The organism is Aeromicrobium sp. Leaf289, assembly GCF_001423335.1.
Classification (GTDB): domain Bacteria; phylum Actinomycetota; class Actinomycetes; order Propionibacteriales; family Nocardioidaceae; genus Aeromicrobium.
Window position 1 is genome coordinate 378,335 of the sequence record NZ_LMNK01000002.1, and the last position, 18,959, is coordinate 397,293.

Below are 18,959 nucleotides of genomic sequence, written 5' to 3' on the forward strand. Positions count from 1 at the left end.
TCAGACGGCGGCCGGTGACTCCGCCTCGGACGTGAGCCCGCCGACGTGGTGACGGCTGCGCGGCACGACGAGCGGCGTGCCGCTCACGGGGTCGGGCACCACCTGGCAGGCGAGCCCGAACACGTCCTCCACCACGGCCGCGTCGATGACGTCGGACGGGCTGCCCTCCACGACGATCTCGCCGTGCTTCATGGCGATGATGTGGTCGGCGTAGCGGAACGCGAGGTTGAGGTCGTGCAGCACCATCGCGATGGTCTTGCCGTGCTCGCGGTTGAGGTCGGTGAGCAGGTCGAGCAGCTCCACCTGGTGGTTGATGTCGAGGTAGGTGGTGGGCTCGTCGAGGAGTAGCAGGTCGGTGTCCTGCGCGAGTGCCATGGCCACCCAGACGCGCTGGCGCTGTCCGCCCGACAGCCCCGTGATCGGGCGGTCGGCGAGGTCGGCGGTGCCGGTGGCCTCCAGCGCCTCGGCGACGGCTGCGTCGTCCTCCGGGCTCCAGCGGCGGAACCATCCCTGGTGCGGGTAGCGGCCACGACCCACCAGGTCGGCCACCGTGATGCCGTCGGGAGCGACGGGCGTCTGCGGCAGCAGGCCGACGATGCGGGCGACGTCGGCGGAGCGCTGCTCGTGCACCGACGTCCCGTCGAGCAGGACGGTGCCGTGGCGCGGCTTGAGCAGCCGGGCGAGGCCCCGCAGCAGCGTCGACTTGCCGCACGCGTTGGCGCCGACGATGACGGTGATCCGGCCGGGCGGGATCTCCACGTCCAGGCGGGACACGACGTCGGTCTCGGCGTACCCGAGCGTGAGGTCCTGCGCTCTCAGCTCATGGGTGCGGGGGTCATGGGTGCGGCCGGTGCTGGTGGTGGTCATCCTCCGCGTCCTTCCCGGTTGACGGTGGCGAGCAGCCAGATGAGGTAGGGGGCGCCGACGGCGCCGGTGATCACCCCGGTGGGCAGGGCGACGGGCAGGGCGTGCTGCGCGACGAGGTCGGCCAGGAGCACGATGACGGCACCGACGAAGGCGGCCGCCGGCAGGCTGGCGGCGTTGCCGACGAGCCGGATCGCGATCGGTCCGGAGATGAGCGCCACGAAGGCGACGGGGCCGGCCGCGGCGGTGGCGAGCGCCACGAGCACGACCGACAGCGCGAGGAGGACGAGCCGCGATCGCTCCACGCTCACACCGAGCGCGGACGCCGCGTCGTCGCCGAGCTCGAGCGCGCCGAGCCGCCGCGACAGCACGAGCACGACCGGCAGCAGCACCGCGACGCCGATCAGCAGCGCGCGCAGCTCGAACGGGCCGGCCGAGCCGACCGAGCCCACGAGCCAGGTCATCGCCTCGCGCGCGTCGCTCAGCTCGGCCTTCGCGATCACGTAGCCGGTGAGCGCCACGAACAGCTCGGACAGGCCGATGCCGATGAGGATGAACCGGTAGCCGGTGATGCCGTCGCGCCAGGCCAGCAGGTACACCGCGACGGCGGCGAGCACGGCCCCGAGCAGTGCCATGCCCGACGTCGCGACCGCACCCCACGTGGAGAACAGGATCGTCGAGACGGCGAACAGGCTGGCGCCACCGGAGATGCCCACGAAGTCGGGCGAGGCCAGCGGGTTGGCGAGCAGCCGCTGGAAGACGAGGCCCGCGACACCGAGCGCGAGGCCCACGCCCACCGCCGTGGCGGCCGTGGGCAGGCGCAGGTCGAGCACGATGAAGTCGACGCTCGGGTCGTCCGTGAGCCGGAAGACGCTCCCGACCACCTCCCAGGCGGTGAGCCGGAAGGTGCCGATCATCATGGTCGCCACGAACAGCGCGAATGCCAGCGCCGCGAGACCTGCGGTGATGGCCGTCGTCCGGGCTCGGTGGCCGCGGCGCTGCGCGCGGACCGCGTCGCGCAGGGGCGTGGTCGCGGCGCTCACAGCTGGGCCAGGTTCTTGTAGCGGACGAGCGCGATGAACGCAGGCGCACCGAGCACCCCGAGCACCACGCCGACCTGGAGCTCGCTGGGGCTCACCAGCACCCGTCCGAGCACGTCGGCCGACAGCAGGATCACCGGGCTCAGCAGCAGGGTGTAGGGCAGGATCCAGCGGTAGTCGGGTCCGCAGATCGCGCGGGCCACGTGCGGGACGATCAGCCCGACGAACACGATCGGTCCGCACGCGGCGGTGGCGGCGCCGCCCAGCAGGGCGACCGTGACGAAGATGACCACCCGGGTCAGGCGCACCCGCTGGCCGAGGGCCACGGCCAGGTCGTCGCCGAGCGCCAGTCCGTTGAGGGCGCGACCCAGCAGCATCGCCACGACGATGCCGGCCACCAGGAACGGGTAGGTCTGCTCGAGCACCGGAAGGTACCGGCCGCTGAGCGAGCCGACCTGCCAGAAGCGCAGCTCGTTGAGCGCGCCGACGTCGGTCATGGTGATGCCGGTGGTGACGGAGTAGAGCGCGGCACTCACGGCGGCGCCGGAGAGCGCGAGCTTCACCGGCGTGGCTCCCTCGCGGCCGAACGACGCGACGCCGTAGACCACCACGGTGGCGATGCCGGCCCCCGCGAAGCCCACCCACACCGACGCGGACTGGCTGATGCCGTCGAGGACCATGACGGCCACGACGATGCCGGTGGCCGCACCCATGTTGATGCCCATGATCCCGGGGTCGGCGAGGGGGTTGCGCGTGACGCCCTGCAGCAGCGCACCCGCGAGGCCGAGGGCCGCCCCGACGAGCAGGCCGAGCAGGGTGCGCGGAACCCGCAGCTCCCGGATGACCGTCTGCTCGGCCGACGCCCGGTCGTAGTCGGTGAAGGCCGTCCAGATCGTGCCCAGACCCACGCCGCGTGCCCCGATGGTGACGCTGACGAACGTGACGACCGCGAGCACCCCGAGCAGCACGAGCACGCCCACGCCGAGGCCCGCCGCCGACCGGTGCCGGGGCGCGGGCGCCTCGGTCGACGTCGAGCGCTGGAGCGTGGTGCTCACGTGAGGTCCGGGTCGGCCTTCTCGACCACGTCGCTGAGGATGTCGAGCTGCTCGGCGTAGGCGCGGTACGTGCTGATCCAGAAGGCGGGCCACGGGGTGACCGCCCCGGCCTCGGCAGCCTTGACCTTCGTCCACGTGGGCTGCTTCGCGACGATCTTCATGGCCTGGTCGTAGGTGCGGTCGTCCATGAGGATGAGGTCGGGCTGGTACTTGTCGGCGTTCTCCCACGACAGGTTCTCCCAGTACGGGAAGTCCGGGTCCGGGGAGTCCGGCACGGTGATGTCGAGCCCGTAGCGGCTGAAGTCGGCCAGCTCGGCGGAGTGCTTCGGCACCGCGACGTAGAGCAGGTCGTCGGCGGGCGAGACGCCGAGGACGGACAGGCCCTCGGCCTTCGCCACGGTGTCCTTGAACCGGTCGCGCGCCGCCTCGAACGTGGCCTTGTCGGTGGCGATCTGCTCGGAGTCGAGGTCGGCGCCCAGGGACTCGGAGAGCTCCTCGAAGCCGTCGAGCATCTCCTCGACCGACTGGTCGGCGGTGGGCCCGACGACCTGGGCGAGCTTGCCGACCTTCTTGCTGCTCTCCTTGACCCCGTCCTCGAAGCCGCCGTAGGCCTTCTCGGTGCTCCAGTAGGTGGTGACGATGAGGTCGGGCTTCAGCGCCGCGGCCTTCTCGGCGTCGATCGTGCCCCAGGTCTCGCCGAGGATCGGGATGCCCGACACGTCGACGCCCTCGAGCGCCTTCGTGTCCTCGAGTGGCTGGTTGATGAAGATGCCGACCGGCTCGATGCCGTGTGCGATGAGCGCAGCTGCGGCCTCGCCCTGCGCGATGATCCGCTTGGGCATCTTCTCCGCGGTGTAGGTCTTGCCGTCGCCGGAGGTGTAGGTCCAGGCGTTCTCGCCCGACGCCTCCCCGCTCTCGGTGGTCATGCCGCAGCCGGCGAGCACGAGGGCGGCCGCGGCGGCCAGGACGATGGGGGGGCGCAGGGTCATCGGGAGTCCTTTCGGGGACGATTCCGAAGGACACACTAACTTAGGCAAGCCTCATCTCTGCAAGCGACGTGAGAGCCGTCACGTCCCGGGCCCCGTCCCGGAACGCGTCGACTCAGGAGTCGGCGCGCACCAGCCGGTCGGCCTTCTTGTCCGCCCAGTACTCGCGCACCTCGCGGCGGACCACCGGCAGGAGCAGGTAGAGGCCGAAGATGTTGACGAGTGCACAGAGGAACAGCATCGAGTCCGCGAGCGTGATCACGTCGCTGAGCGTGACGACGGAGCCGAACACGGTGAACACGCAGAAGATCACCTGGAAGAGTCGCTCGGTGAGCTGCGAGCGGCCGAACAGGTGCGTCCAGGCCTTCTGCGTGTAGTAGGCCCACGTGATGAGGGTCGAGAAGGCGAACAACGCCACCGCGATCGCCAGCACGTACGGGAACCACGGAACGACCGTCTCGAACGCGTCCGACGTGAGCACCACGCCGTCGGGGTTCGGCGAGTCGCCGGCGGCCACCGCGGCCTTGCCGTCGAGCCAGCTCTGCGGCTCGGCGATGACGATGACGAGCGCGGTCATGGTGCAGATGATCACGGTGTCGATGAACGGCTCCAGGAGCGCCACGAAGCCCTCGCTCGCCGGACGGCTCGTCTTGACCGCCGAGTGGGCGATGGGCGCCGAGCCGACGCCGGCCTCGTTCGAGAACGCCGCACGCTGGAAGCCGATGATCAGCACGCCGACGACACCGCCGGTCACGCCCTCGGGCGAGAACGCACCGCCGATGATCTGGCCGAACGCGTCGGGCAGGTTGGTGATGTTCGCGCCGATCACCACGAGGCAGGCGGTGACGTAGACGATGGCCATGGCGGGCACCAGCTTCTCGGTCACCCGGCCGATCGACTTGATGCCGCCGATGATCACGAGGCCGACGAGCAGCGCGAGGACGATGCCGAACGCGAGCGCCGCACCGTCGGAGCCGAGGAAGCCGTCCTCGCCGCCGGTCACGTTCTTGGCCTGCGCGTAGGTCTGGTTGGCCTGGAACATGTTGCCGCCGACGGCACCGAAGAAGAAGATCGCGACGGCGAAGACGCCGGTCAGGACCGTGGCCACTGCCGCACCGAACCGCTCGAACGCGATGGGCAGGTAGCGGAAGGGACCACCGCTGACGGTGCCGTCCTCGTGCTCCACGCGGTACTTCACGCCGAGCGTGCACTCCACGAACTTGGTGGCCATGCCGAGCAGACCCGCCACGATCATCCAGAAGGTCGCACCTGCACCACCCAGGGTCACCGCGACGGCGACACCGGCGATGTTGCCCAGACCCACCGTGCCGGACACCGCCGACGCGAGCGCCTGGAAGTGCGAGACCTCGCCCGGGTCGTCCTTGCTGCCGAACTTGCCACGCACCAGCTCGATCGCGTGTCCCACCCCCCACGTCTGCGGGCCGCGGAAGGCGATGGTGAAGACCAGTGCGCCCGCCACGAGCCAGAAGACGATGAGCGGGAACGCGATCCCGCCGATCGTCAGCTCGAAGAAGATGATGCTCGAGACGACGTCCGCTGCAGGAGCGAAGAATCCGTCGATGGCCCGTTCGATGCCGGTGACGTCCATCGGGCCACTTCAACGGAAGTGGCTACGTCACGCAAGTCCTACACCGGATCGTCACCTCATGACGAGGCCCCCACGACCGCAGGGTCGTGGGGGCCTCGTCGAGGTGTGGTCAGGCGAACTTCTCGCCGTTCTTCGCCTTCTCCAGCAGCAGCGCCGGGGGCTCGAAGCGGTCGCCGTAGGTGGCGGCCAGCTCCTGCGCGCGACGCGTGAACGCCTCGACGCCGATCGATCCGTCGGCAGCCTCGTAGCCGTTGACGTACTGGATCGCGCCACCCTGCAGGGCCGGGAAGCCGATGCCGAAGATGGAGCCGATGTTCGCGTCGGGCACCGTGCGCAGCACGCCCTCCTCGAGGCACTTGATCGTCTCGAGGCTCATGCGGAACGTCAGACGCTCCTTGAGGTCCTCGAAGTCGGGCTGCGTCTCGGCCGTCGGGAACTGCTCCCGCAGGCCCGACCAGAGGCCGACGCGCTTGCCGTCCTCGTAGTCGTAGAAGCCCGCACCCTTCAGGCGGCCCGGCCGGCCCAGCTCGATCATCGTGTCGATGATCTGCTCGCCCGGGTCGGAGACCCACGTGCCGCCCTCGGCCTCGACGGCCGCCTTGGACTCGTTGCGGATCTTCGTCATCAGCTCGAGGTTGAGCTCGTCGCTGAGCTGGAGCACCGGCGCGGGGAAGCCCGCGATGGTGGTGGCCCGCTCGATGGAGACCGGGTCGACGCCCTCGGACAGCATGCCGATGCCCTCGTTGACGAAGGTGCCGATGACGCGGCTGGTGAAGAAGCCGCGGCTGTCGTTGACGACGATCGGCGTCTTGCGGATCTGCTGCACGTAGTCCAGCGCGCCGGCGATCGCGGCGTCGTCGGTCTGCTCACCGGCGATGATCTCCACGAGCGGCATCTTGTCGACCGGGGAGAAGAAGTGGATGCCGATGAAGTCCTGCGGACGCTCCACCCCCTCGGCCAGGCCGGTGATGGGCAGCGTCGACGTGTTCGAGCCGAGCAGGGCGTCGGGCTTGACGACCTTCTGGATCTCGCCGAAGACCTCGTGCTTGAGCTTGACCGACTCGAAGACGGCCTCGACGACGAGGTCGCAGCCCTCCAGGTCGGCGTAGTCGTCGGTGGGCGTGATGCGCGCGAGGAAGGCGTCGACCTTCTCCTGCGTGGTGCGACCGCGCTCGAGCTTCTTGGCCAGCAGCTTCTCGCTGTAGGCCTTGCCCTTCTCGGCCGCCTCGCGCGAGACGTCCTTGAGCACGACCTCCATGCCCGCCTGCGCCGAGACGTAGGCGATGCCCGCGCCCATCATGCCGGCGCCGATGACGGCGACCTTGGTGAACTTCTTGGGCTCCACGCCCGCCGGACGCGAGCCACCGGCGTTGATCGAGCCGAGGTCGAAGAAGAACGCCTGCGTCATGTTCTTGAACTGCTGGCCGACGAGGAGCTCCACCAGGTAGCGGGACTCGATGCGGCTCGCGGTCTCGAAGTCGACCTGCGCACCCTCGACGGCAGCCGCGAGGATGTTGCGCGGCGCCTTGTAGGGCGCGCCCTTGGTCTGCTTGCGCAGCATGGCCGGGAACGCGGGCAGGTTGGCGGCCAGCTTCGGGTTCGACGGGGTCCCACCGGGCATGCGGTAGCCCTGGCGGTCCCACGGCTGCGTGGCCGCGTCGGCGTCGCCCTGGACCGACTCGATCCACGCCTTCGCTGCGGAGAGCAGCTCGTCGGCGGGGACGATCTCGTCGATGAGGCCGATCTCCTTGGCCTTGGCCGGCTGCATGCGCGGACCCTGGAGCAGGATGTTCATGAGCGCGTCCTGCAGGCCGAACATGCGCACGGTGCGGGTCACGCCTCCTCCGCCGGGCAGCAGGCCGAGGGTCACCTCGGGCAGGCCGACCTCGAGCCGGACGTCGGCCGCGATGCGGTGGTGGGCCGCGAGCGCGATCTCCAGGCCACCGCCGAGCGCGGCGCCGTTGATGGCGGCGACGACGGGCTTCCCGGAGGTCTCGAGCTTGCGGAGCGTGGCCTTGATGCCCTCCACGTTGTCGAACAGCTTCTGCGCGTCGGCCGGGGTGGCCTGCGTCATCAGCTTGAGGTCGCCACCGGCGAAGAAGGTCTTCTTCGCCGAGGAGATGATGACGCCCTTGACGGCGTCGGCGTCCTTGGCGATGTCGTCGACCAGACGGTCGACGGCCTTGGCCATGGACGACGCGTAGGCGTCGTTCATCGTGTTGGCGCTCTGGTCGGGGTCGTCGATGACGAGGTTGACGATGCCGCCCTCGACCTCGTAACGCACTGCTTCAGTCATGATCTGTCTCTCCTGGGGGTCAGACGCGCTCGACGATGGTGGCGATGCCCATGCCGCCGCCGATGCACAGCGTGGCCATGCCGTAGCGCTTCTCGCGGCGGTGCAGCTCGTCGACGAGCGTGCCGAGGATCATCGCGCCGGTGGCGCCGAGGGGGTGGCCCATGGCGATCGCGCCGCCGTTGACGTTGGTCTGCTCGTGGGGGTAGTCGCCGAGGTCGCGCATGAGCTTCATGGCGACCGCGGCGAAGGCCTCGTTGATCTCGATCAGGTCGATGTCCTCGATGGACAGGCCGGCCTTGTCGAGCGCCTTGCGGCAGGCGGGGCCGGGGCCCGTCAGCATGATCGTCGGCTCCGAGCCGATGACGGCGGTCGAGACGATGCGGGCGCGGGGCGTGAGCCCGTGACGCTCGCCGGCGTTCTCGTTGCCGATCAGCACGAGCGAGGCGCCGTCGACGATGCCGGAGCTGTTGCCGGCGTGGTGGACGTGGTTGATCTTCTCGACCGTCGTGTACTTCTCGAGCGCGACCGCGTCGAACCCGGCGAAGTCGCCGAGGTCCTTGAACGACGGCTTGAGGCCCGAGAGGGACTCGGCCGTCGTTCCCTCGCGCACGAACTCGTCGTGGTCGAGGATCGTCATGCCGTTGACGTCCTTGACGGGGATGACGGAGTTCGCGAAGTAGCCGTTGGCGATCGCCTTGGCGGCGCGCGCCTGCGACTCGGCGGCGAACTGGTCCACGTCGTCGCGGCTGAAGCCCTCGAGGGTCGCGATGAGGTCGGCGCCGATGCCCTGGGGCACGAAGTCGGTGTCGAGCGCGGTCCGGGGGTCCATCGCCCAGGCGCCACCGTCGGAGGCCATGGGCACGCGGCTCATGGACTCGACGCCGCCGGCGACGATGAGGTCCTCCCAGCCGGACTTGACCCGGGCCGAGGCCTGGTTGACCGACTCGAGGCCGGAGCCGCAGAAGCGGTTCAGCTGGACGCCGGCGACCTGCTCGCCGAAGCCGGCCGCCAGGACCGCGGTGCGGGAGATGTCGGCGCCCTGGTCGCCCACGGGCGAGACGACGCCCAGGACGACGTCGTCGACCTGGTTGGCGTCGAGGGCGGGGTTGCGGGTCTTGATCTCGTCGAGCAGCCCGTTGAGCAGCGAGATCGGCTTGACCTCGTGCAGGGAGCCGGTCTTCTTGCCGCGTCCGCGCGGGGTGCGGATCGCGTCGTAGATGAATGCCTCGGTCATGTCAGTGTCCTCAGTGTCCTTCGTGTAGAACCTTCGGTGCCGATTGTGACACCACAACTGTCAGAGTTGCTAGGGGCCTGCCGGATCGTGATGCGGGTCACGCTGTGCTCAGCGTCGCACGGCGTAGGTCTGCGTGACCGTGATCTGCCACAGGAGCGCCTGCCCACTGGCCTCGACCTCGCGGCGCACGTCGGACCCGAAGTCGTCCGTGTCCTTCTCCCCCACGGTGCCGCCGGTCAGGTCGCCCACCGAGACGATCGATCTCGGCCTCGACTGCTCGGGGCTCACGGTCGCGACGTCGACGCCGCGCGACCCGCAGCGGAAGCTCGACCCCGGGAGCGATCCCGGCTCCGACTGCACGCCCTCCCGCCAGTAGCGCGCGGCCACGCCGAGGCCGCCGCGCATGGCGCTCTCGCAGCCGGCGTCGGCGAGGCGGTCGCTCAGGTCGTCGATCGCCCCGGCGACGTCGGAGCGGGACGCGGCAGCAGGCACGATCCAGGACCGGCCCAGCGTGCAGGCCGAGTCGACCTCACTCACCTTGGAGCTCTGCTGCCCCTCCTGGCAGATGTCCTGACGTGCCTCGGCGATCGGCGCGCCGAGGCCCCAGGCGTCCGGCGCCAGCTCCTCGACCTCGGCCTCGGCCTCGGCGCGCTGCTCGGGCGTCGGCGGGGTCGGCGCCGGGTCGCTGCACCCCGCGAGGAGGAGCAGCGCGAGGACCGCGCTCAGGACCCGCACGCGCCCCACAGTCCCGTCTTCGCCTTCTCGGCCTTGGCCTCCGCTGCGGTGACCTGCTTCTCGTACGGGGCGAAGGTGGCGTCGTCGCGCAGGGTCGCGGCACCGTCGGCCAGCTGGCTCTCCTGCAGGAGCTCGCCGTCCTTCGTCCACACCCAGGCCAGGGCGCGGCCTCGGCGGTCGTCACGACCGGGCTTGACCCAGATGCGCTGCGAGGACTCGGAGAGTCGCTTCTCGAGGGACTCCTTGGCCTCCTCGGCGTAGCACTCCTGGCGGTAGCTGGCGCCCGGCGTGTCGACCCCGTAGAGCCGCACCGTGACGCGGCCGTCGCCGTACGCGTCGAGCCCCTTGTCCGCGTAGCGGGACGTGGTGACGACCGTGGCGGTGAACGTGCCGCTGTCGGCCACGTTCCGGACGCGCATCTCGATCGCGTCGTACGGACGGTCCGCGCCCGAGGACGACTCGGACGACGATCCCTTCGTCGCCCCGGTGATCTTGTCGGTGAGCCCGGTTGCCCAGAGCACACCTCCCAGCACCAGGACGACCACCATGAGCAGTGCCGAGTTCTTCCCCGAGAGCTTGTCCATGTCAGGGACCGTAGTGGAACGAACGCCTCATTCGCATCCGTAGATCTCGCACACCGGGTACTACGCTCTGCCGGGTGAGTCCTCAGGCAACGGAGACGATGAGCGTGGAGCAGCTCGCCACGCGCGTCGACATGACGGTCCGCACGGTCCGGTTCTACGCCGGGCGCGGGCTGATCCCGCCGCCGCGCCGGGAGGGTCGCAACGGCTACTACGGCCCCGACCACCTGGCCCGCCTCGAGCTCGTGAAGGAGCTGCAGGCGCACGGCTTCACGCTCGCGGCGATCGAGGGCTACCTCGAGCAGATCCCGGCCGACGCGACGCCCGAGCAGGTGGCGCTGCACCGCACGCTGCTCGCGCCCTGGACGCCCGAGATGCCCGAGACGCTCGACCGGACGATGCTCGAGAAGCGCGCCGGACGCCAGCTGAGCGACGACGACCTCGAGGTCCTGGTGGCCATCGGCGTGGTCGAGCCCACCCCGACCGAGGACGTGTTCCGCCTCGCGCCGGCCCACCTGGCCGTCGGCATGGGGTTCCTCGACGCAGGCCTTCCCGTCGACGCCGCGCTCGCCGCGCGGCGCATGGTCACCGAGCACGGGCGCGCGCTCGCGATCGAGCTGACCGAGCTGTTCCGCACGTCCGTGTGGCCGCAGCTGGTGGCGTCGGGCCAGCCGCCCGAGCTGATGACCGCGATGATCGAGCGGTTCAAGCCCCTGACGGTGCAGGCCCTCGTCACCGCGTACGAGGAGGCCGTCGACGACGAGAAGCGGCGGACCGTGCGGCGCAAGGCCAACGACCGCGACTGACGTCACGTCCGCTCGTGCTGCGACGTTTCGCGGCACTCGGTAAACTAGTGCACATCGAAGGGAAGTATCCCGTCGACCTGAGTGCGTCAGCACGGTCCGGCCATCCGGATCCGCACCAGGTGGCCCTCTCGGGTGGAGAAACCTTCGCGATCCCTGTCAGACCTGACACTGCACCGCGAAGGACGTTCCCTCATGCCTCTCGGCACTCCTCTGGACTGGACCCTGCTGTTCGCCGCCCTGGCGATCCTGCTCGTCGTCGACCTGATCCTGGTGCGGGCCCGCGACGACATGCCGCCGCGCGTCGCCGCTATCTGGAGCATCGTCTGGATCGCGATCGCCCTGGCCTTCGGCGGCGTTCTCCACCTGTTCGGCACCACCGAGCAGTCCACGACCTACCTCGCCGGCTACCTCGTGGAGAAGTCGTTGTCGCTGGACAACGTGTTCGTCTTCCTCGTCGTCTTCGGCGCCTTCGCCATCCCGACACCGAAGCGGGTGCGCCTGCTGACGTACGGCATCGTGCTCGCCCTGGTGCTGCGGCTGATCTTCATCCTGGTCGGTGCCGCCGCGCTCGACGCCGCCTCCTGGCTGACGTACCCGTTCGCCGCGCTGCTCGCCTGGACGGGCCTGCGGCTGTGGCGTCACCGCAACGACCACGACGGTGACGAGAAGCTGATCGAGGGCGTCAAGAACCGCATGACGATCGCCGAGGGCGACCACGGCGACAAGCTCCTCGCGAAGGTCGACGGCAAGCGCATGCTGACCACGGCGGGCGCCGCGCTGGTGGCCATCGCCGTCGTCGACATCATCTTCGCCGTCGACTCGGTTCCCGCGATCCTCGGCATCACCACCGACACCTACGTCGTGTTCGCCGCCAACGCGTTCGCGCTGCTGGGCCTGCGGCCGCTGTTCTTCCTCGTGGCCGAGCTCGTGGCGCGACTGCGCCACCTCAAGGCCGCACTCGCCGCGCTGCTCGTGTTCATCGCCGCGAAGATGACCTACGGGGAGATCTTCGGCAAGGTCGGGCCCGAGTGGTCGCTCGGCGGCGTGGTGCTGATCCTCGGCGCCGGCGTGCTGGCCTCCCTCCCCTCCTACCGTCGGGAGAAGGCGAAGGAGCAGGAGTCCGAGCGCCAGGCGTGACCTACGACGGACGGGCACCACGCGGCCGAGGCCGCGTGGTGCCCGTCGGCACGCCGAGGGTCACAGGCCCATGGAACGCCCGATGATCTCCTTCATGATCTCGGTGGTGCCGCCGTAGATCGTCTGGATGCGGGTGTCGAGGTACGCCTTGGAGATCGGGTACTCGCTCATGTACCCGTAGCCGCCGTGCAGCTGGAGGCACTTGTCGACGGTCTTCTTCTGCAGCTCGGTGGTCCACCACTTGCCCATGGCGGCGTCGGAGACGGTGAGGTCGCCGCGGTTGTGCTGCGTGATCGACTCGTCGACGAACACCTGCGCGATCCTCGCCTCGGTCTCCAGCTCGGCCAGCACGAAGCGGCTGTTCTGGAAGGAGCCGACGGGCTTGCCGAACGCCTTGCGCTCCTTGACGTAGTCGAGCGTCATGTCGATCGCGGCGCGGCACGCGGCGGCTGCGACCACGGAGATCGAGAGACGCTCCTGGGGCAGCTTCTCCATCAGGTAGATGAAGCCCTGGCCGGGCTCGCCGATGAGGTTCTCCTTGGGCACGCGCACGTTCTCGAAGTAGAGCTCGGCGGTGTCCTGGGCCTTCAGGCCGATCTTGTCGAGGTTGCGACCACGCTCGAAGCCGGGCGTGCCCCGCTCCACCGCGATGAGCGAGAAGCCCATCGCGCCGGCCTCGGGGTCGGTCTGGCAGACGACCAGCACGAGGTCGGCGTTGATGCCGTTGGTGATGAAGGTCTTGGAGCCGTTGATGACGTACTCGTCGCCCTCCAGCACCGCGCGGGTCTTGATGCCCTGCAGGTCCGAGCCGGTGCCCGGCTCGGTCATGGCGATGGCCGTGATCATCTCGCCGCTGCAGAACTTCGGGAACCAGCGCGCCTTCTGCTCGTCGGTGGCGTAGGAGAGCAGGTAGCCGGACACGAGGTCGGTCTGGATGACGAAGCCGATGCCGCTCGCCCCGACCCGGGTGATCTCCTCGGACAGGATCGCGTTGTAGCGGAAGTCGTCGATGCCGCCTCCGCCGTGCTCCTCCGGCATCATGAAGCCGAGCAGGCCCAGCTCGCCGGCCTTCTCCCAGACCTCGCGGGGGACGATGCCGTCCTTCTCCCACTGGTCGTGGTGCGGCGCGATCTCCTTCTCGCAGAACGTGCGGACGGTGTCGCGGAAGGATTCGTGGTCGGCGTCGAAGATGGTGCGCTTCATGGGGTCCTCTTTCGGTGCTTGCGAGATGGTCGGTCAGGCCTGGACGGCGACGCCGTCGGCGATGAGGGACTCGACGTCGTCGATGCCCCAGGCGGTCAGTGCGTCACGTGTGCTGGCGCCGGGCGCCTCGGGCGCGGAGCCGAGGCGGGCCTCGGTGCGCGAGAAGCGTGGGGCCGGCGCGGGCTGGGTGGTGCCGTGGTGCTCCACGTAGGTGCCCCGCGCGACGTTGTGCGGGTGCTCGTAGGCCTCGGCCAGCGGGAGCACCGGGTGCACGCAGGCGTCGCTGCCCTCGAAGACCTCCACCCACTCGGCCTGGCTGCGGGCGGCGAACCGATCCTCGATCCGGTCGCGCAGCTCGGGCCAGCGCTCGAGCTCGTACTGGCCGGGCAGGTCGCCTCCCAGGAGGTCGGTGAACGCGGCGAAGAACTGCGGCTCCAGGGGGCCGACGGACATCCAGCGCCCGTCGGAGGTCTCGAAGACGTCGTAGAAGGGCGCGGCCCCACCGAGCAGGTTGGTGCCGCGACGCCCGTCCCAGCTGCCCGACTGCTGCATCGTGACGGCCATGGTCATGAGGTGGGCGGTGCCGTCGGTGATGGCGGCATCGACGACCTGGCCCTCGCCCGTGCTGCGCGCGTGCAGCACCGCGGCCAGCACGCCAGCCACCAGGTAGAGGGACCCGCCGCCGAAGTCGCCGAGCAGGTTCATCGGGAACGTGGGGGCGTCGCCGGGTCGGCGGCCGATCGGGTCGAGCGCACCGGCGACGGCGATGTAGTTCATGTCGTGGCCCGCGGTCTGGCTGAGCGGTCCGTCCTGGCCCCACCCGGTCATGCGGCCGTAGACGAGCGCGGGGTTGCGGGCCAGGCAGGCGTCGGGGCCGATGCCGAGGCGCTCGGTGACGCCGGGACGGAAGCCCTCGAGCAGCACGTCGGCGGACTCCACGAGCCGCAGCACGGTCTCGACCCCACGGGGGTCCTTGAGGTCCAGCGCGACGGAGGGGCGACCACGGCCGAGCAGGTCCTGCTCGGGGGTCGTGAGCTGGAGGCCACCGCCGCCGGGGCGGTGCACCCGGACGACGTCGGCGCCGAGGTCGGCGAGCATCATGGCCGCGAAGGGACCGGGGCCGATGCCCACGATCTCGACGACGCGCACGCCCTGCAGGGGCCCTGAACCGGAGTTGATCGTCACAGCACCATTGTGACAGTCCTACTGTCACGATGTCGAGAGGGTGTCGAGATACCGTCGGTATGTGGCACCATGCTGCCGTGCATCCTGATCTCGCCTACACCCGACGCGGCACGCCTGGCGCTCCCCCGCTCGTCCTCCTGCACGGCATCGGCCACCGTCGCCAGGCCTGGGACCCGCTCCTGGACGACCTCGCCCGCGACTACGACGTGATCGCCCCCGACCTGTCCGGGTTCGGCGAGTCCCCCGCCTTCGCCGGCGGCGTCCGGTACTCGATGGAGAACGCGTGCGAGCACATGCTCGACCAGTTCGAGCGCTGGGGCGTCGCGAAGCCGCACGTCGTGGGCAACTCCCTCGGCGGCGCCATCGCGCTCGAGCTCGGTTCGCGCGGCCTCGTCTCGTCGGTGACGGCGCTCAGCCCCGCCGGGTTCTTCGGACCCGTCAACCGGTTCCAGGCGCTCGTGCCGCTGCTGCTCATGCGGCTGTCGGCGCTGCTCACCCCGGCGCGACTGCTCCAGCGCCTGGCCGCCGACCTGCGCGGACGGCGGGCCATCGGCGCGATCCTCTACGCCCGACCCGAGCGCCACGACGCCGACCACACCTACGGCGACTCGCTGGCCCTCAAGCACGCGACGGCCTTCGAGCGCACCGCTCGGGAGGGCGTCACGTACCGCTTCGCGAGCCAGGTGCCGGTCCCCACCACCGTCGCGTGGGGCACGAAGGACCGCCTCCTGCCCTACGCCCAGGCCGCCGTCGCGAAGTCCCGCCTGCCGCAGGCCCGCCACGAGCCCCTGCCCGGCTGCGGTCACGTGCCGATGGCCGACGACCCCGAGCTCGTCCTGAGGCTGATCCGCCAGACCGCGGTCTAGACCGACCTGGCGAAGCGGGCGGGCGTGGTGCCGACGGTCCGACGGAAGTGCCGGGTGAGGTGCGCCTGGTCCCAGAACCCGGCTGCGGTGGCGGCGTCCGCGGCGGGGACGCCGTGCAACAGCAGCGCGCGAGCCTGGTCGACCCGTCGACCCACGACGTAGCGGTGCGGCGGCAGCCCGTAGGCCCGCTGGAACGACCGCGCCAGGTGCGCCGGTGAGCGGCCGAGCAGACCGGCGGCCTCCTCGAGCGTGATCCCGTCGACGACGTGGTCGTCGAGCACGTCGCGCAGCGCCCGCGCGGCCGGGACGTCGGCAGCAGGGGGGATCACTTGCCGGCCCGAGCCGAGCACGACGTCGCGCAGGCCCAGCAGCAGCGACTCCGCCTGCCAGGTGTCCTCGGGTCGGGCGAGCACCTCGTGGAGCTCCTCGGTGAGTGCCCGGGCCGCAGCACCGGGCAGCACCGGACGGTCGACGGCGTGGCCGGTCACCGACGCCGGCAACCAGGTGGCGTCGAGGTAGAGGACGCGCTTGCGGAAGCCGTGGTCCTGCGAGGCCGACCGACCGTCGTGGGTGACGTGCGGCGGCAGCAGGCTGACGTGCCGCTCCGGCGCCGTGCGCGCGTGCCGGTCGAGGTCGTACGCCACGCACCCCTCGTCGATCAGCAGCACCGTCCAGGTGTCGTGGGTGTGCGCCGGGTACGCGTGCGAGGTCATCGTCGCGTGGAACACCTCGCGGACCAGGGGTGCCTGCGGCGCCCAGGCCCGCACCTGCTCGGCCATGTCAGGAACGTACAAGACCGCGCCCGGGCCGGGGGCGGATCGTGGTGGCCATGGAGGACATCCGCTTCGACACCAAGATCGCCGTCGTCCTGCGCGACGACCTGCTCCCCTGGCAGGAGCTCAACGTGACCGCCTTCCTCGTGAGCGGGGTCGCCGCGAACCCCGAGCTCCTCGGCGAGCCGTACGAGGACGCCGACGGGCAGCGCTACCTGCCACTGCTGCGCCAGCCCGTCGTCGTCCTGACCGCTGATGCCGCCACCCTCTCTCGAGCCCACGCGAAGGTCGTGTCCCGAGCGCTGCCCCTCGCGGTCTACACCCACGAGATGTTCTCGACCGGCCACGACGCCGCCAACCGCGCGGCCGTCGCGGCGGTGCCGACCGACGCGCTCGACCTCGTGGGGATCGCGGTGCACGGGCCGAAGAACGCGGTCGACAAGTCGCTCAAGGGTTCCCGGCTGCACGGCTGACGGGCATAGACCCGGGCCTCCAGGCGTTCCCGTGGACGTGGAGGTCCTCGAGAGCGTGGTGATCGGTGCAGGCCAGGCCGGCCTCTCCGCGTCGTACCACCTGGCCCGACGTGGGGTGCGGCACGTCGTGCTCGACGCCGACGACGCGCCGGGCGGTGCGTGGCAGCACCGCTGGGACGCGCTGACCATGTCCGACGTGCACGGCGTGGCCGACCTGCCCGACGCGCCCGTGCCCCCGGCCGAGGGTCACGAGCGGGCCAACGTCTTCGTGCCCGCCTACTTCGCCGCGTACGAGCGGGCGCACGACCTGCCGGTCGAACGACCGGTGGCGGTCGACCGGGTCGAGTCGGTGCCAGGAACGGGGGACGACCTCCTCGTCGTCCACGCCGGTGACCGCACCTGGCGCACCCGGACCCTGGTGAACGCCACCGGGACCTGGCGGCGGCCGTTCGTGCCGCGCTACCCCGGCCAGGAGGTCTTCGCAGGCGAGCAGCTGCACACCGTCGACTACCCCGGCCCGGAGCACTTCCGCGGCCGGCGCGTCATGGTGGTCGGCGGCGGCGCCTCGGCCGTCCAGTTCCTCGGCGCGCTGCGGCCGGTCACGGACACCCTGTGGGTGACCCGCCGCGAGCCCGTGTGGCGCACCGAGCCCTTCGACCCCGAGGCGGGCCGCGAGGCCGTGGCGATGGTCGAGGAGCGGGTCCGGGCCGGGCTCCCGCCGCGCAGCGTCGTGAGCGTGACCGGGCTGATGCTGCGCGAGCAGGAGGCCGAGGCCGAGCGGCTCGGCGCCTACGAGCGGCTGCCGATGTTCGACCGGCTCGTGCCGGACGGCGCCGTGTGGGGCGACGACCCGGCGGGGGTGCCGGGCCGTGGGCGGCGGACGGAACAGGTCGACGCGATCCTCTGGGCCACCGGCTTCCGCCCCGACGTCGACCACCTGGCGCCGCTGCACCTGCGCTCACCGAGGGGTGGCATCCAGCTGGGCGCCACGCTCGCCACGTCCACGACGGCCACCGCCGACCCGCGGGTGCAGCTCGTCGGCTACGGACCGTCGGCCTCGACGATCGGGGCGAACCGGGCCGGGCGCGCGGCCGCCAACGCGGTGGCGCGGACGCTCAGCTCTCGCGTGGACGCTTGAGCGCCCACGGCTCGAGGTGCTCGTAGCCCTTGACCGAGACCCGCCGTGTGCGGCGCAGCCGGAAGTCGTCGTGGTCGAGCAGCTCGGCGAGGTCGTGGTCGACGAGGACGCGCGCCGGGCGCGCCACCGAGGTGAGCCGCGCAGCGATGTTGACCGTCGAGCCGAACACGTCGCCCAGGCGGGCGAGCACGGGACCGTGGGCGAGCCCGACGCGGACGTCGGGGAACTGCTCGTCGGCCTGGGCCCGCTCGACCAGCTCGAGCGCGAGCAGCGCGGCCTCGGTCGGGTCGTCCACCGTGAACAGGGCCTCGTCGCCGATGGTCTTGATCACCTGTCCGCCGCGCTGAACGACCAGCTCGGTGACGACGCGCTCGAACCACTCGACCATCGCACCGAGCGCGCGCGGACTCATCTGCCGGCTGCGCGAGGTGTACCCGACGATGTCGACGAACCCGACGACGAGATGGCGCTCGGACTCCGACCGCACGTCGCGCAGCGCGATCCGCGAGGCAGTGGCCAGCAGGTGCCGCCGCCACACGTAGCCCTGCACCTCCTCGACCATCGGGATCACCTCGGCGAGCACGTCGAGCGGCGGCTGGCCCCCGTCCTCGGTCTGCAGGACCCCGAGCAGGAGGCGCGTCTGCCAGTCGGCGAGCCGGGCGAAGGTCCGCCCGAGCGACCGGACGAACTGCGGCAGCCGGTCCTCCTCGAGCACCCCGAGGTCGATCAGCCGCTTCGTGACCTTCAGCGCCGCGACGTCGGCCTCGGTGAACGCGACCTTGTCGTCCTCGACCTCCGGGAAGCCGAGGTAGCGCCACAGGTCGTTCGCGAGGTCGAGGTCCATGCCGGAACGCTCCGCCACCTCGCGCTGCGTGAGGGTCGGTCCGCCGTCGAACAGGAAGTCGGCCGCGACGTCGATGAGCAGGCTCGGGTCGAACGCTGGCTGGTCGGACGTGCTCACGCCCGCATCGTAGGGGC

Annotated in this window: 18 protein-coding genes; 5 read left to right on the forward strand and 13 right to left on the reverse strand. The window is 70.8% G+C overall.

Features of this window, described 5'->3' with window-relative positions; translation table 11 throughout:
• The 9 genes from ASF37_RS05725 to ASF37_RS05765 all read right to left on the reverse strand — a co-directional run bounded on the left by ASF37_RS05725 (window position 1) and on the right by ASF37_RS05765 (window position 10,403).
• The gene (locus ASF37_RS05725) at window positions 1–867 is read right to left on the reverse strand and encodes an ABC transporter ATP-binding protein (protein ID WP_056575260.1); all 867 of its coding nucleotides are present in this window, start codon (window positions 865–867) and stop codon (window positions 1–3) included.
• Window positions 864–1,907, reverse strand: coding sequence for an iron chelate uptake ABC transporter family permease subunit (locus ASF37_RS05730; RefSeq protein WP_235493091.1), 1,044 nt, complete (start codon window positions 1,905–1,907; stop codon window positions 864–866). The genes ASF37_RS05725 and ASF37_RS05730 overlap by 4 nt, the downstream gene beginning before the upstream one ends.
• Complete coding sequence (locus ASF37_RS05735) at window positions 1,904–2,959, reverse strand: iron ABC transporter permease (protein ID WP_056579458.1); 1,056 nt, start codon at window positions 2,957–2,959, stop codon at window positions 1,904–1,906. Before ASF37_RS05735 ends, ASF37_RS05730 begins: the two co-directional genes overlap by 4 nt.
• Window positions 2,956–3,948 (reverse strand): ABC transporter substrate-binding protein, encoded by a 993-nt coding sequence (locus ASF37_RS05740; protein WP_055962182.1) that lies wholly within the window; start codon window positions 3,946–3,948, stop codon window positions 2,956–2,958. The genes ASF37_RS05735 and ASF37_RS05740 overlap by 4 nt, the downstream gene beginning before the upstream one ends.
• Window positions 3,949–4,060: 112 nt before the next feature.
• The gene (locus ASF37_RS05745) at window positions 4,061–5,554 is read right to left on the reverse strand and encodes a sodium:alanine symporter family protein (protein ID WP_055962185.1); all 1,494 of its coding nucleotides are present in this window, start codon (window positions 5,552–5,554) and stop codon (window positions 4,061–4,063) included.
• A gap of 109 nt (window positions 5,555–5,663) precedes the next feature.
• Window positions 5,664–7,850, reverse strand: a complete 2,187-nt coding sequence (locus ASF37_RS05750) for a 3-hydroxyacyl-CoA dehydrogenase NAD-binding domain-containing protein (RefSeq protein WP_055962188.1) — start codon at window positions 7,848–7,850, stop codon at window positions 5,664–5,666.
• A gap of 19 nt (window positions 7,851–7,869) precedes the next feature.
• Window positions 7,870–9,084, reverse strand: a complete 1,215-nt coding sequence (locus ASF37_RS05755; protein ID WP_056557009.1) for an acetyl-CoA C-acetyltransferase — start codon at window positions 9,082–9,084, stop codon at window positions 7,870–7,872.
• 108 nt (window positions 9,085–9,192) lie between these two features.
• On the reverse strand, window positions 9,193–9,819 hold the full coding sequence (locus tag ASF37_RS05760) for a hypothetical protein (RefSeq protein WP_156368134.1): 627 nt from the start codon (window positions 9,817–9,819) through the stop codon (window positions 9,193–9,195).
• Window positions 9,807–10,403, reverse strand: a complete 597-nt coding sequence (locus tag ASF37_RS05765; RefSeq protein WP_055962198.1) for a thermonuclease family protein — start codon at window positions 10,401–10,403, stop codon at window positions 9,807–9,809. The genes ASF37_RS05760 and ASF37_RS05765 overlap by 13 nt, the downstream gene beginning before the upstream one ends.
• 74 nt (window positions 10,404–10,477) lie before the next feature.
• Here ASF37_RS05765 and ASF37_RS05770 point away from each other — a divergent pair, with 74 nt between their 5' ends.
• Window positions 10,478–11,206 (forward strand): MerR family transcriptional regulator, encoded by a 729-nt coding sequence (locus ASF37_RS05770; protein ID WP_164468786.1) that lies wholly within the window; start codon window positions 10,478–10,480, stop codon window positions 11,204–11,206.
• A 192-nt stretch (window positions 11,207–11,398) separates the two neighbouring features.
• Complete coding sequence (locus ASF37_RS05775) at window positions 11,399–12,343, forward strand: TerC/Alx family metal homeostasis membrane protein (protein WP_056579461.1); 945 nt, start codon at window positions 11,399–11,401, stop codon at window positions 12,341–12,343.
• Between the two features lie 60 nt (window positions 12,344–12,403).
• Here the strand turns inward: ASF37_RS05775 and ASF37_RS05780 are convergent, their stop codons facing one another.
• Window positions 12,404–13,546: an acyl-CoA dehydrogenase family protein gene (locus ASF37_RS05780; protein WP_056556999.1), complete on the reverse strand. Its 1,143-nt coding sequence runs from the start codon at window positions 13,544–13,546 to the stop codon at window positions 12,404–12,406.
• A gap of 33 nt (window positions 13,547–13,579) precedes the next feature.
• Entirely contained in the window at window positions 13,580–14,731 is a 1,152-nt protein-coding gene (locus ASF37_RS05785; protein WP_055962212.1) for a CaiB/BaiF CoA-transferase family protein, read from the reverse strand.
• A gap of 77 nt (window positions 14,732–14,808) precedes the next feature.
• Between ASF37_RS05785 and ASF37_RS05790 the strand changes: the two genes are divergently transcribed.
• Window positions 14,809–15,597 (forward strand): alpha/beta fold hydrolase, encoded by a 789-nt coding sequence (locus ASF37_RS05790; RefSeq protein ID WP_200914472.1) that lies wholly within the window; start codon window positions 14,809–14,811, stop codon window positions 15,595–15,597.
• Here the strand turns inward: ASF37_RS05790 and ASF37_RS05795 are convergent.
• Window positions 15,594–16,376 (reverse strand): AraC family transcriptional regulator, encoded by a 783-nt coding sequence (locus ASF37_RS05795; RefSeq protein WP_056579463.1) that lies wholly within the window; start codon window positions 16,374–16,376, stop codon window positions 15,594–15,596. The genes ASF37_RS05790 and ASF37_RS05795 overlap by 4 nt on opposite strands.
• A 50-nt stretch (window positions 16,377–16,426) precedes the next feature.
• On the opposite strand from ASF37_RS05795, the gene ASF37_RS05800 reads away from it, so the two are divergent.
• Window positions 16,427–16,843 (forward strand): DUF2000 family protein, encoded by a 417-nt coding sequence (locus ASF37_RS05800; protein ID WP_055962221.1) that lies wholly within the window; start codon window positions 16,427–16,429, stop codon window positions 16,841–16,843.
• A gap of 37 nt (window positions 16,844–16,880) precedes the next feature.
• Window positions 16,881–17,981, forward strand: a complete 1,101-nt coding sequence (locus tag ASF37_RS05805; protein ID WP_056579464.1) for an FAD-dependent oxidoreductase — start codon at window positions 16,881–16,883, stop codon at window positions 17,979–17,981.
• Here ASF37_RS05805 and ASF37_RS05810 read toward each other — a convergent pair.
• Window positions 17,959–18,942 (reverse strand): adenylate/guanylate cyclase domain-containing protein, encoded by a 984-nt coding sequence (locus tag ASF37_RS05810; RefSeq protein ID WP_235499957.1) that lies wholly within the window; start codon window positions 18,940–18,942, stop codon window positions 17,959–17,961. The genes ASF37_RS05805 and ASF37_RS05810 overlap by 23 nt on opposite strands.
• Window positions 18,943–18,959: the final 17 nt, after the last annotated feature.

Bases quoted from the DNA above. Each gene is read 5' to 3' on its own strand.
- ASF37_RS05725 (WP_056575260.1), bottom strand. From the start codon at position 867: ATGACCACCACCAGCACCGGCCGCACCCATGACCCCCGCACCCATGAG.
- ASF37_RS05740 (WP_055962182.1), bottom strand. From the start codon at position 3,948: ATGACCCTGCGCCCCCCCATCGTCCTGGCCGCCGCGGCCGCCCTCGTG.
- ASF37_RS05745 (WP_055962185.1), bottom strand. From the start codon at position 5,554: ATGGACGTCACCGGCATCGAACGGGCCATCGACGGATTCTTCGCTCCT.
- ASF37_RS05750 (WP_055962188.1), bottom strand. From the start codon at position 7,850: ATGACTGAAGCAGTGCGTTACGAGGTCGAGGGCGGCATCGTCAACCTC.
- ASF37_RS05755 (WP_056557009.1), bottom strand. From the start codon at position 9,084: ATGACCGAGGCATTCATCTACGACGCGATCCGCACCCCGCGCGGACGC.
- ASF37_RS05765 (WP_055962198.1), bottom strand. From the start codon at position 10,403: ATGGACAAGCTCTCGGGGAAGAACTCGGCACTGCTCATGGTGGTCGTC.
- ASF37_RS05775 (WP_056579461.1), top strand. From the start codon at position 11,399: ATGCCTCTCGGCACTCCTCTGGACTGGACCCTGCTGTTCGCCGCCCTG.
- ASF37_RS05780 (WP_056556999.1), bottom strand. From the start codon at position 13,546: ATGAAGCGCACCATCTTCGACGCCGACCACGAATCCTTCCGCGACACC.
- ASF37_RS05795 (WP_056579463.1), bottom strand. From the start codon at position 16,376: ATGGCCGAGCAGGTGCGGGCCTGGGCGCCGCAGGCACCCCTGGTCCGC.
- ASF37_RS05800 (WP_055962221.1), top strand. From the start codon at position 16,427: ATGGAGGACATCCGCTTCGACACCAAGATCGCCGTCGTCCTGCGCGAC.